A 12,952-nucleotide genomic window follows, 5' to 3' on the forward strand; every position below is an offset into this window, starting at 1 on the left:
GCCAACCTCCCGCCTCCACAGTGAACGGCGTCACGACGGCCGAGGCCGTCACCCGCCACACCGAGGAGAGCCGCCATGGTGTACGCGCAGCCCGGAACGGACGGCAGCATCGTCACCTTCGCCCGCCGCTACGACAACTTCATCGGCGGGGACTGGGTCGCCCCCGTGGAGGGCCGCTACTTCGAGAACCCGACCCCGGTGACGGGCGAGGTCTTCTGCGAGGTCGCCCGTTCCTCCGCCGCCGACGTCGACCTGGCCCTGGACGCCGCGCACCGGGCGGCCGAGCGGTGGGGCCGCACCTCCACCACCGAGCGCGCGGGCGTCCTGAACCGGATCGCGGACCGCATCGAGGAGCACCTGGAGAAGATCGCCGTCGCGGAGACCTGGGAGAACGGCAAGCCGGTCCGCGAGACCCTCGCGGCCGACATCCCGCTGGCCGTGGACCACTTCCGCTACTTCGCCGGGGTGGTGCGCGCCCAGGAGGGCAGCATCGCGGAGATCGACGCCGACACCGTCGCGTACCACTTCCACGAACCGCTGGGCGTCGTCGGGCAGATCATCCCGTGGAACTTCCCGGTCCTGATGGCCGCCTGGAAGCTGGCGCCCGCGCTGGCCGCCGGGAACTGCGTGGTCATCAAACCGGCCGAGCAGACGCCGGTGAGCCTGCTGTACGTCATCGAGCTGATCGCCGACCTGCTGCCGCCGGGCGTGGTCAACGTCGTCAACGGCTTCGGCGTCGAGGCGGGCAAGCCGCTCGCCTCCAGCCCGCGCGTGGCCAAGGTGGCGTTCACCGGCGAGACGACGACCGGCCGCCTGATCATGCAGTACGCGAGCGAGAACATCATCCCCGTCACGCTGGAACTGGGCGGCAAGAGCCCGAACATCTTCCTGCCCGACGTGACGGCCGCCGACGACGACTTCCTGGACAAGGCCGTCGAGGGGTTCGTGATGTTCGCGCTGAACCAGGGCGAGGTGTGCACCTGCCCGTCCCGCGCGCTGATCCCCTCGTCGATCTACGACGAGTTCATGGCCCGTTGCGTGCGGCGCACGGAGGCCATCGTCAGCGGCGACCCGCTGGACCCGGCCACCATGATCGGCGCGCAGGCCGGCAACGACCAGTACGAGAAGATCCTCTCCTACCTCGACATCGGCCGGAAGGAGGGCGCCGAGGTCGTCACCGGCGGCAACCCCCGCACGGTGCCCGGCCTGGAGGGCGGCTACTACGTCGAGCCGACCGTCTTCCGCGGCACCAACGACATGCGGATCTTCCAGGAGGAGATCTTCGGCCCGGTGGTGTCGGTGACGACGTACGACTCCGTCGACGAGGCCCTGAAGATCGCCAACGACACGCTGTACGGCCTGGGGGCCGGGGTGTGGACCCGGGACGGCAACACCGCCTACCGGCTGGGCCGGGAGATCAAGGCGGGCCGGGTCTGGACGAACTGCTACCACGCCTATCCGGCGCACGCGGCCTTCGGCGGCTACAAGAAGTCCGGCATCGGCCGCGAGACGCACAAGATGATGCTCGACCACTACCAGCAGACGAAGAACCTGCTGGTGAGCTACTCGGCGAAGAAGCTCGGGTTCTTCTGATGGGCGCCCGGGTGCCGCGGGTGGCGCTGACGCCGGCCGCCGGGGACCTGCTGCGGCGGCTGGTGCGGGCGCACGGGCCGGTGATGTTCCACCAGTCCGGCGGCTGCTGCGACGGCAGCGCCCCGATGTGCTACCCGCGCGGCGAGTTCCGGGTCGGCGGCTCGGACGTGCTGCTCGGGCACGTGGCCGGTGACACGCCGTTCTGGATGAGCGCGGACCAGTACGCGTACTGGTCGCACACCCACCTCACGGTCGACGTGGTCCCCGGCCGGGGCGGCGGCTTCTCCCTGGAGGCCCCGGAGGGCGTCCGCTTCCTGCTCCGCTCCCGGCTGCTCACCGGGGAGGAACTGCGGCGCTGCGCGGCGGAACCGCCCCTGCCGACCGGCGCGGACCCGACCGATTGACCCGACGGCCGGAGCGCCCGCGTCCTAGGGTGGGTTGCATGTACACGACGCAGGTCTCCGGTCATGTCAACGCCCCTCGCTCGGCCGTCTACCAGGTGCTCGTGAGCCCGGAGGCGATCTCCCAGTGGCGGGTGCCGCCCGGGATGAGCAGCCGGGTGCACGAGTTCGACGTGCGCGAAGGGGGCAGGTTCCGCATCTCGCTCACGTACGACACGCCGGCCGGGACGGGCAAGTCGGCCGCGCGCACCGACACCTACCGCGGGCACTTCGCGAAGCTGGTGCCGGACGAACAGGTGGTGGAGGTGCTGGAGTTCGAGACCGACGACCCCGCGCTGCGCGGCACGATGACGATGACGACCACCCTCGCCGACGCCGAGGACGGCGGCACCCGCGTCACGGTCGTCCACGAGGGCGTCCCCGACGCGGTGCCCGCCGCGGACAACGAGACGGGCACGCGCCTGGCCCTGACGAACCTGGCCATGTACGTCGAGGCGAAGGAACGTTCCTCGTAACCGGAATACCGCGCGCCGGGCTTTTCGCGTCGGCGCGCTTTTCTCCACCGCTTTTCATCGGGTCCGACCGGGGAGCGGGGAATGCGGAGAAAAGGAACACGGAAGTCCCTGGAGTGACACCGGGGAAGGACCGTCGGTCGTGCACCGCCGCGGCGATTCCCTTGCTGCCCCTCCGTGCTCCCGTGCGCCCCCGCGAAGAAAGGGTTCGTCGCAACGGCCGCGGGTTCGACTTGGGCAGGAGATGGTGCGAGCGCCAAGTCGGTGGCATTCCGCCGCATTCCCTGTGACGACCGAGGCAGGTGGTATTCGATGAACGGCTCCGTTTACGGACCGGACCGAAATTGGACCGTGGGCACTGCTCCAGGCATATTCCCGTTCTTCGGTCACGGTATCGCCTTGTTCCGTCACCCGCTCGCGTTTCTGAAGTCTTTGCCCGCGCGCGGCGATCTGGTCGAGATACGCCTGGGCCCCCAGCGCGCCTGGATGGTGTGCCACCCCGACCTGGTCCAGCGGATGCTGCGGGACACGCGCACCTTCGACAAGGGGGGCCCGCAGTACGAACGGCTCCGGGCGCTCATGGGCGACGGCGTCGTCACGTGCCCGCACGCCCGGCACCGGCGGCAGCGCAGGATGCTGCAACCCCCCTTCCGCCCCGCCGGCGTCGCCGGTCACACGGACCTGATGGCCGAGGAGGCCGCGTCGGCGTGCCGCGACTGGCGGGCCGGGCAGCGGGTCGACGTCAGCGCGGCCATGCTGGGCTTCACGACACGGGTGGTCAGCCGCGTCCTGCTCTCCGACTCGCTCGACGCGGCGACCGCCGCCGAGGTGCGGCACTGTCTCGCCGCCATCGTCCGCGGGCTGTTCGTGCGCACGGTCGTGCCGGTCGACGCCCTGTTCCGGCTCCCCACGCCCGCCAACCACCGCTACCGGCACGCCGTCGGCCGCGTCCACACGATCATCGACGCGGTGATCGCCGAGCGCCGCCGGGGCCCCGGCCGGGACGACCTGCTCGGCACCCTGCTGGAGGCCACCCGCGGGGACGGCACCGAACCGGCGGTCACCGAGCGGGAGGTGCACGACCAGCTCGTCTCGCTCCTGCTCACCGGGTCCGAGAGCCCCTCCATGTGCCTGGCCTCCGCCTTCAGCCTGCTGGCCCGGCATCCGGAGGCGGAGCGCCGCCTGCACGCGGAGGTCGACGCCGTCCTCGCCGGCGGCCGGCGGCCCGGCCCCGAGGACCTGCCCCGCCTCGTCTACACCCGGTGCGTCGTCAACGAGACGCTGCGCCACTCGCCGCCCGGCTGGCTCTTCACCCGCGTCACCACGACGGACACCGAGTTCGCCGGACGCCGTCTGCCCCGGGGCACCACCGTCCTGTACAGCCCCTACCTGCTGCACCACGACGAGGCGTCGTTCCCCGACGCCGACCGCTTCCGGCCCGAACGCTGGCTGTCGGAGGACGCCGCCGGGCCGCAGGGCGCGATGATCCCGTTCTCCGCGGGCGGCCGGAAGTGCATCGGGGACGCGTTCTCCATGGTGGAGACCACGGTGGCCCTCGCGACGGTCGCCTCCCGCTGGCGGCTGCGCCACCTTCCCGGCCGCGTCCCGCGGGAACGCCCCGGCGCCACCCTGGGCCCCAGGTCACTGGTGATGGCCTGCGAACCGCGTCCAGGCGTGCCGGCCGGCGGGAGCCGCGCGGGCTCGCTCGCATCCCCATGACCGCGATCTCCGGAGCACGACCGGCGAATGGCAGGTGACACGGTGCCGACGACGACGCACGCGGACCGCGCGACCAGCGCCCCGCACCCCGGCGCGGCCTCCAGCCTCAAGGAGCTGATCGAGGCCACGCTCCACGTGCCCTTCCCCTTCCGCTGCAGTCCCCACCTGGCCGAGGTCGCGACGGGCGTCGACGCGTGGCTGCGCCGGTGGGGGCTGACCGACGACCCCGCCGTGGCGGAGATGATCGCCCGCACCCGGCCGGCCGAGCTCGCCGCGTACAACAGCCCGGCGATGCCGGCCGACCTGCTGCAGATCGTCGCCCACCAGATCGCGTACCAGTTCGTCTTCGACGACCGGGCGGAGGAGACCGGCCGCCGCTGCCCGGGCGCGCTGCTGCCCATGCTGTCCGAGAGCATCGGCATCCTGCGGGACGGCGCACCGCCCGCCACCCCGCTCGGGGCGGCGCTGGCCGACCTGCAGCGGCAGGTCCGGCAGCGGTGCACCCCCGCCCAGGCGGCGCGGTGGGCGTGGTACGGCCGCGAGTACGTGCACGGCCTGCTCCACGAGGCGGTGGTCCAGGCCCACTCCCCCGACGTGGGCATCGAGATGTGCGCCTCGGTACGCGCCCTGATCGCGGGGGTCGAGCCCTTCTACCCGCTGTGCGAGGCCGCGCAGTCCCGGGAACTGACGCCCGAGGAGCTGTATCACCCGGTCATGCGGCGCCTGACCCGGCTGTCCGCCGACGCGGCGGTGTGGATCCCCGACCTCTTCTCCGCGGTGAAGGAGCAGCGCGCGGGCGGTCTGATCAACCTGGCCCTCGCCCATCAGCGCGCCCACGGCTGCTCCCTGCCCGAGGCCGTGGTCCTCGCCGTCCGGCGGATCAACGCCACGATCGCCGAGTTCGAGCAACTGCGGAGGGAGGCCGGACCCGGGATGAGCGAAGCGGCCGCCGGCTACGTGGAGGGCATGGCCGGCTGGATCCGCGGCTGCTACCACTGGTCGCGCACCGTCCCCCGCTACGCGGACGCGGCGGCCCCGTCGTCACCGGACTGACGGTCGCCACCGGGCCGACGGAGAAGGGACATTCGAACGACGCTACCCGGAAGGCGGGCGCGCTAAGCCGCCCCAGCGGGTGGTTCACTCATCCTTGCCGTACTCGCTGTCGATTCCGGCCCCCGCCCGCCCGGCGGGCGTACGCTCGGCGCTGCCTCCCGCCGGCCGAGCGACAGGACACGGTACATGGCCACCGAGCTGCGGCAATCGCCCACCGAGCACCGGCCGTTGATCGAGCGGCAACGGGAACTGCGCGCGCTCGACGCCGCGATGGCCCGGCTGCGCCGTACCGCCGGCGGCGCTCCGCAGGCCGCGCGCGGCGGGCTGCTCGCCTTCACCGGCCCCGCGGGCATGGGCAAGACGGCCCTGCTCACGGAGGCCCGCGCCCGCGCCGCCTCGCAGGGCTTCACGGTCCTGTCGGGCCGGGGCGGCGAGAAGGAGCGGGAACTGGCGTTCCGCGTGGTGCGCCAGCTCGTCCAGCCGCCCCTGGCGACGATGGACGGCGAGCGGCTGCGCGGCTTCCTCGGCAGCTGGTACGACATCGTCGCCGCCGCGCTCGGCCTGGAGGCGATGGACACCGCCCACACCCCGGACCCCACCGGGGTCCGCGACGGCCTGGACTGGGTGGTGACCCGCCTCGCGCTGAAGAAGGCGCCGGTCGTGCTGCTCGTGGACGACCTGCACTGGGCCGACGTCGAGTCGCTCGGCTGGCTCGCCTCCTTCGCTCCCCGGGTCGCGGACCTGCCCCTGCTCGTGGTGGTGGCGTACCGGCCGGACGAACTGCCGCAGGAGGCCGCCGGGTTCGGGGCGCTGGTGTCGGGTCTCGGGGCCCGCCCCTACAGGCTCGCGCCGCTCAGCGCCGAGGGCGTGGCGCGCATCGTCCGGGACGAAGTGGGCGAGGACGCCGAGGACGGGTTCTGCGACGAGTGCTGGACGGTCACCGGGGGAAGCCCGTTCGAGGCGGTCGAACTCGCCATCCGGCTCGGCGAACGCCGGCTCAAGGGCACCCGGGAGGAGCTGCCCGCGATGCGGAACCTGGCCGCGGCGGTCAAGGGCCCCGGGCTGATCGAGCGGCTGCACGGATTCGGCCCGGCCACCGTCCGCTTCGCCTACGCCGCGGCCGTCCTCGGCGAGTCCGTCTCGCCGGACCTCGCCGCGGCCATCGCGGTGATCGGCAGCGAGACGGCCGCCGAGGCGGCCGAGAGGCTGCGGGCCGCCCGGATCCTGGCCGACGGCGACGGCCCGGGCCGCGCCCTCCGGTTCGTCCATCCGCTGATCGCCACCACGATCTACCGGTCCATTCCCACGGGCCTGCGGGAAGGCATGCACGGCCGGGCCGCGGACGCCGTCCGCGCGGCCGGGCTCGGCGCCACGGCCGCCGCCCGGCACCTGCTGGAGGTGCCCTGCGAGGGCCGGTCCGAGGCGGTGGCGTGCCTGCGGGAGGCCGCGCGGGAGTACCTGCGCGCCGGTGCGCCGGAGGCGGCCCGGCGCCTGCTGGGCCGGGCGCTGCAGGAGCCGCCCCTGCCCGAGGAACGCGCCGAGCTCCTGCACGAACTGGCCTGTTCGACGTTCCTCATCGACCCCAGGGCCACCGTCACCCACCTCGAGGAGGCTCTGACGGAACCCGGGATCGAGCCGGAGCTGCGCGCCTCCCTGGTGTACCGGCTGACCCAGGCGCTGGCGCACACCGACCGGATGGCCGAGGCCGCGCGGGTGGCCGCCGACGAGGCGCAGCGGACCCCCAACGCCCGGATCAAGCTGCGCATGCAGGCCGACCACTTCGTGTGGAGCTCGTTCCGCACCGACGAGCCCGACTCGCCCGGCCGCTCGCGCGCGCTGGCGCGGCTGGCCGGGCGCCTGAGCGGCCGCAGCCTGGAGGAGCGCCACATCCTGGGGCTGCGGGCCTGGGACGCCATGATGTGCGGCGAGCCGCGCCGGACGGCCCTCGGGTACGCCGCGCGGGCCCTGCGCGGCGGGCTGAGCTGGACCCACGAGAACCGGGGCTTCGAGGTGCCGGTCTCGGTCGCGCTGGTGTTCATGTACGGCGACCGGCCGCGCCGCGCCGAGGAGCTGTTCTCGGCCGGACTGGCCGAGTGCGAGAGCAAGGGGTGGCGCGGCTCCCACCTGGCGTTCGGACAGACCCTGGCCGGGTACATCCGCTACCGCCGCGGATGCCTGGCGGAGGCCGAGGAGCTGGTCCGGGAGGGGCTGCGCATCGCCGACCGGGTGGAGGGGGCGGTGCCCGCCCAGTGGTACGCCGTCGGCATCCTCGTCCAGACCCTGCTGGCCCGGGGGCGCACGGCCGAGGCGCGGGAGCTCGCCGACGCCTACCGGTACGGGCGGACGGTGCCCAACGCCGTCGTCTATCCCGACCCCCGCACCGTGTACGCCGAGCTGCTGCTGGCCGAGGAGCGGTACGAGGAGGCGGCCACGCTGCTGTCCGAGGTCGGGCAGTGGCTGGAGGGACGGGCCTGGCGCAATCCGGCCTGGTGCCCCTGGCAGCTGAAGCTGGCCGACGCGCTCGCCCGCACCGCTCCGGACCTGGCGGCGCGTCACGCGCGGGAGGCCGTCGAACGGGCCCGGGGCTTCGGCGCGCCCTCCGCGATCGGCCAGGCGCTGCACACCCTGGCCGAGGTGACCGGCGGACCGGCGGCGCTCGCCCTGCACGCGGAGGCCGTCGAGCACCTGGAGCGGTCGCCGGCCTCGTACGAGCTGGCCCGCGCGCTGGTCGGGCACGGCGCCGCGCTGTCCCGCCACAGCCGGCTGGCGGAGGCCGCCGACCGGCTCTACCAGGGGCTGGAGGGCGCGGTGCACTGCGGCGCCGAGGCCCTGGCGGCGCGGGCCAGGTGCGAGCTGTCGGCGGCGGGGCTGCGTCCGCTGCCGCTGCGCTACGGGCAGACGGACACGCTCACCGCGCACGAGCGGCGGGCCGCCGAGATGAGCGCCCAGGGGCACGCGGCGTCGGTGGTCGCGAAGGACCTGCACCTCACCGAGCAGGGCGTGCGCCAGTTGCTCTCCTCCGTCTACCGCAAGATCGGCACGGACGCCGCCGGTCTGGCGGACGCCCTGGAGACCTTCCCGCGGCCGCGGGGGTGAGACCCGGCGGGCGCCTCCGCTCCGACGGGGAGCCGGGGCGCCCCGCCTCCCCCGCGCCTCTGCGCCCCTCCCACCTGGGCCGGACCGAACAGCCCGTTCCAACGTCTTGACGCGTAAATGACAACGGTGGCTTGATGTCTCCATGGGAGCGCTCCCACGTCCTCCAGGGAAGGGAACACCATGCGCGGCACCCGTCACTCACCGCCCTTACGGCTTCTCCCGCTCCTCGGCCTGCTGGCCGCCCTGCTCGTGCCCCTCGGCCTGACCGGCGCCCCGCGCGCCTCGGCCGCGTCCGCGGCGGACCCGGTACGGGTCATGCCGCTCGGCGACTCGATCACCGGCTCGCCGGGCTGCTGGCGGGCGCTGCTCTGGGAGCGGCTGCAGAGCGCCGGGTACACCGGCGCCGACTTCGTGGGCACGCTCAGCCACCAGGGCTGCGGCCGCCCGCACGACGGCGACAACGAGGGCCACGGCGGCGAACTGGTCACGGACGTGGCCGACCGGAACCTGCTGCCCGCCCGGCTGGCCGCGACCCGCCCGGACATCGTTGTCATGCACTTCGGCACGAACGACGTCTGGAGCGCGCTGCCCCCCGACCGCATCCTCGCCGCCTACACCAAACTGGTCGGGCAGATGCGGGACAGCAACCCGGACATGAGGATCCTGGTCGCCCAGCTGATCCCGATGAACCCGGGCACCTGCGCGGCCTGCGCGCAACGGGTCGTCGACCTCAACGCGCGGATCCCCGGCTGGGCCCGGGCGACGAGCACCGACCGTTCGCCCGTGACCGTGGTCGACCAGTGGACGGGCTTCAGCACGGCCGCCGACACCTACGACGGCGTCCACCCCGACGCCTCCGGCGACGAGAAGATCGCCGCCCGCTGGTTCCCGGCCCTCACCGCGCTCCTCGACGCGACCGAGCCCGGCGGTCCCGGTGACCCGGGCGGCGGCGACCCCGCCTGCACCGCCTCCTTCCGGGCCGTCTCCGCCTGGCAGGGCGGCTACCAGGGCGAGGTGACGGTGACCAACACGTCCGCCTCCCCGGTCACCCGCTGGACCGCGACCGTCGTACCGGCCGGCGGCGCGCGCCTCACCCAGGTCTGGAACGGCTCGCACACCACCGCCGCCGACGGCACGGTCACCGTCGCCAGCGCGGCGTGGAACGGCGCCCTGGCGCCCGGTGCCGGCGCCGTCTTCGGCTTCCTCGCCGACGCCCCGGCCGGGACCGGGACCCCGTCGGCGACCGTCACCTGCACGGCCTCCTGAACCCCTCACCCACTGGAGCCGCCATGAAATCCCGTACCGCCGTCCCCCGCGCGGCCGCCGTCGCGGCCGCCCTGCTGGGTCTCCTCCTGCCGCTGTTCGCGTTCGGCACCCCGGCCCACGCGGCGCCCGTCGGCTTCCGCGTCGAGAACGGCCGGCTGCTGGAGGCGTCCGGCAACGACTTCGTGATGCGCGGCGTCAACCACGCGCACACCTGGTACCCGGACCGCATCAGCTCCCTCGCCCACATCAAGGCCAAGGGCGCCAACACCGTCCGCGTGGTCCTCTCCAGCGGTGACCGCTGGACCCGCAACGACACCGCCGACGTGGCGAACGTCGTCGCGCAGTGCAAGCAGAACCGGCTGATCTGCGTCCTGGAGGTGCACGACACCACGGGCTACGGCGAGCAGAGCGGCGCCGCGACCCTCTCCCGGGCCGCCGACTACTGGATCGGCGTGCAGAGCGCCCTGACGGGCCAGGAGGACTACGTCATCGTCAACATCGGCAACGAGCCGTACGGCAACACGAACTACACGGCCTGGACCGCCGACACCAAGGCGGCGATCCAGAAGCTGCGGGGCGCCGGGTTCGACCACACGATCATGGTGGACGCCCCCAACTGGGGCCAGGACTGGGCGTTCACCATGCGCGACAACGCGGCCTCGGTGTTCGCGGCCGACCCGGACCGCAACACGGTCTTCTCCATCCACATGTACGGGGTCTTCGACACCGCCGCCGAGGTCAGCGACTACCTGAACCGCTTCGTCACCGCGAAGCTGCCGATCGTGGTAGGCGAGTTCGGCCACGACCACTCGGACGGCAACCCGGACGAGGACGCCATCCTGGCCGTCACCCAGCAGCTCGGCCTCGGCTACCTCGGCTGGTCCTGGAGCGGCAACGGCGGCGGGGTCGAGTACCTCGACATGGTCACGAACTTCGACCCGAACCGGCTCACCTCCTGGGGTCAGCGGCTCTTCAACGGGGCGAACGGCATCGCGGCGACCTCCGAGGAGGCCGACGTCTACTCCTCCGGGGGCGGCGGCGACACCACCGCCCCGACCGCGCCCGGCGCCCCGGCCGCCTCGGGCGTGACCTCCTCGTCCGTCACCCTGGCCTGGGCCGCCTCCACCGACGCGGTCGGCGTCACCGGCTACGACGTCGTGCGGGTCGCCGGCGGCACGGAGACCGCCGTCACCACCACGACCGGCACCTCCGCCACCCTCACCGGCCTCGCCCCGGCCACCTCGTACACCTTCGCCGTGTACGCCCGCGACGCCGCCGGCAACCGCTCGCCGCGCTCCGGCACGGTGGCGGTCACGACCGCGTCCGGCGGGACGTCGGCCGCCTGCGCGGTCGGCTACCGGGTGACCGGCGAGTGGCCCGGCGGGTTCCAGGGCGAGATCGTGCTGCGCAACACCGGCGGCTCGGCGATCAACGGCTGGACGCTGCGCTGGACCTTCCCGGACTCCCAGCGCGTCAGCAACCTGTGGGGCGGCACGGCCACGCAGAGCGGCGCCGACGTCACCGTCACCTCCGCGCCGTACACCGCGGCGATCCCCGCGGCGGGCTCCGTCACGCTCGGCTTCACGGCCACCAAGGGCGCGGCGAACCCCCACCCGGGCGCGTTCACGCTCAACGGCTCGGCCTGCACGGCGGGATGAGCGCACGCCGGCCGGCCGGGGGACCGCCGTTCCCCGGGCTGGCCGGCACCGCGTCACCCTGGGCCGGGTGCCGTCCCGCCCCGCAGGCGCCGGAGGTCGGAGGGGCGCACCTGGATGGCGACCACGGCGATCAGCGCGGCGACGATCGTGAAGATCGCGGCCGTGATGAAGGCGGCGGACACCCCGGCGGTCAGGACCTCGTCGCCCCAGCGCCCCGGCAGCTCCCCGGTCCGCCGGAAGCTCAGCCGCTCGGCCGGGGTCGCCTGCGCCAGGAAGCGCGGGATCTGTTTCCCGGCCTCGTTGGCGCTGGCCGTGCCGAACGTCGTGACCAGGATGGACAGGCCGAGGGAGCCGCCGACCTGCTGCATGGCGTTGAGGAGCCCGGAGGCCGCGCCGGTCTCCTCCGTGGAGACGTTCGAGAGCGCCATCAGGGTCAGCGAGACGAACTCCATGCCCATGCCGAGGCTGAAGACGAGCATCGGGCCGAGGACGCTGCCCGCGTAGGTGGAGTGGACGTCGGTCAGGGTCAGCCAGGCCAGGCCCGCCGCCGCGAGGATCGCGCCCAGCACCATGAAGGGCTTGGGCCCGTGGACGGGCAGGAACCGGGAGGCCAGTCCGGCGCCGATCGCGATGACCACGCTGACCGGCAGGAAGGCGAGCCCGGCCTGCAACGGGCTGAAGTCCAGCACGTTCTGCACGAAGAGCGTGAGGAAGAAGAACATGCCGAAGATCGCGGCGGACAGGCACAGCATGATGCCGTACGTGCCCGCGCGGTTGCGGTCGGCGAACATGTGCAGCGGGGTGATCGGCTGCCGGGAGCGCCGCTCGATCAGCACGAAGGCCGCGAGGACGACGACGGCCGCGGCGAACGAGGTCAGGGTCAGCGGGTCCCGCCAGCCGTCCTGGGCGGCCCGGATGAAGCCGTACACCAGCAGCACCATGCCGATGGTCGAGGTCAGCGCGCCGGCGATGTCGAAGCGGCCCGGGTGGCGTTCGGACTCCTTGATCCAGCGGGGGGTGGCCACGGCGATGAGCAGCCCGATCGGGACGTTGACGAACAGCACCCAGCGCCAGTTCAGCCACTCGACGAGCATCCCGCCCGCGAGCAGCCCGATCGCGCCGCCGCCGGCGGAGACGGCCGCGAAGACCCCGAAGGCCCGGTTGCGTTCCGGGCCCTCGGGGAAGGTCGTGCTGATCAGCGCCAGGGCCGTCGGTGAGGCGATGGCGCCGCCGACGCCCTGCAGGGCGCGGGCGGCCAGCAGTTGCCCTTCGTCCTGGGCGAGGCCGCCGAGCAGGGAGGCGAGCACGAACAGCAGCACGCCGAAGACGAACACCCGCCGTCTGCCGAGGATGTCGCCGGCCCGGCCGCCGAGCAGCAGCAGGCCGCCGAAGGTCAGGGTGTAGGCGTTGACCACCCAGGACAGGCCGGTGGTGGAGAAGTCCAGGGACCGCTGGATGTCCGGCAGCGCGATGTTCACGATGGTGATGTCGAGGACCACCATCAGCTGGCAGGAGGCGATGACCAGCAGGGCCATCGCGCTCCCCCCTCCGCCGGCTTCCCGGGTGGCGGTCCGCGCTGCGGAGGTCGGCCGCGGGCTGCTGCTCATGCGGTATCACCCTTTCGGGGGAACACCGTTCGACCGTACGCCCGCCG

Annotated in this window: 9 protein-coding genes; 8 read left to right on the forward strand and 1 reads right to left on the reverse strand. The window is 73.5% G+C overall.

Features of this window, described 5'->3' with window-relative positions; all coding sequences use genetic code 11:
- Positions 1-75 precede the first annotated feature (75 nt).
- The 8 genes from adh to ACIF8T_RS11650 all read left to right on the forward strand — a co-directional run bounded on the left by adh (position 76) and on the right by ACIF8T_RS11650 (position 11,298).
- The gene (gene adh / locus ACIF8T_RS11615) at positions 76-1,593 is read left to right on the forward strand and encodes an aldehyde dehydrogenase (RefSeq protein WP_400033685.1); all 1,518 of its coding nucleotides are present in this window, start codon (positions 76-78) and stop codon (positions 1,591-1,593) included.
- Positions 1,593-1,997, forward strand: a complete 405-nt coding sequence (locus ACIF8T_RS11620; RefSeq protein WP_400033687.1) for a DUF779 domain-containing protein — start codon at positions 1,593-1,595, stop codon at positions 1,995-1,997. Before adh ends, ACIF8T_RS11620 begins: the two co-directional genes overlap by 1 nt.
- Positions 1,998-2,035: 38 nt before the next feature.
- The gene (locus ACIF8T_RS11625) at positions 2,036-2,509 is read left to right on the forward strand and encodes an SRPBCC domain-containing protein (RefSeq protein WP_400033689.1); all 474 of its coding nucleotides are present in this window, start codon (positions 2,036-2,038) and stop codon (positions 2,507-2,509) included.
- A gap of 309 nt (positions 2,510-2,818) precedes the next feature.
- A complete protein-coding gene (locus ACIF8T_RS11630) occupies positions 2,819-4,225 on the forward strand; it encodes a cytochrome P450 (RefSeq protein WP_400033691.1) in 1,407 nt (468 codons plus the stop codon).
- 27 nt (positions 4,226-4,252) lie between these two features.
- Positions 4,253-5,278, forward strand: coding sequence for a (-)-alpha-amorphene synthase (locus tag ACIF8T_RS11635; protein ID WP_400033693.1), 1,026 nt, complete (start codon positions 4,253-4,255; stop codon positions 5,276-5,278).
- A 186-nt stretch (positions 5,279-5,464) separates the two neighbouring features.
- On the forward strand, positions 5,465-8,374 hold the full coding sequence (locus ACIF8T_RS11640) for an ATP-binding protein (RefSeq protein WP_400033695.1): 2,910 nt from the start codon (positions 5,465-5,467) through the stop codon (positions 8,372-8,374).
- Between the two features lie 180 nt (positions 8,375-8,554).
- Complete coding sequence (locus ACIF8T_RS11645) at positions 8,555-9,640, forward strand: GDSL-type esterase/lipase family protein (RefSeq protein WP_400033697.1); 1,086 nt, start codon at positions 8,555-8,557, stop codon at positions 9,638-9,640.
- Positions 9,641-9,663: 23 nt separating this feature from the next.
- Entirely contained in the window at positions 9,664-11,298 is a 1,635-nt protein-coding gene (locus tag ACIF8T_RS11650; protein WP_400033699.1) for a cellulase family glycosylhydrolase, read from the forward strand.
- A gap of 53 nt (positions 11,299-11,351) precedes the next feature.
- On the opposite strand, the gene ACIF8T_RS11655 is transcribed toward ACIF8T_RS11650, so the two are convergent.
- On the reverse strand, positions 11,352-12,905 hold the full coding sequence (locus ACIF8T_RS11655; RefSeq protein ID WP_400033701.1) for an MFS transporter: 1,554 nt from the start codon (positions 12,903-12,905) through the stop codon (positions 11,352-11,354).
- Positions 12,906-12,952 lie beyond the last annotated feature (47 nt).

Source organism: Streptomyces sp. NPDC085946, assembly GCF_044540485.1.
Lineage (GTDB): Bacteria > Actinomycetota > Actinomycetes > Streptomycetales > Streptomycetaceae > Streptomyces.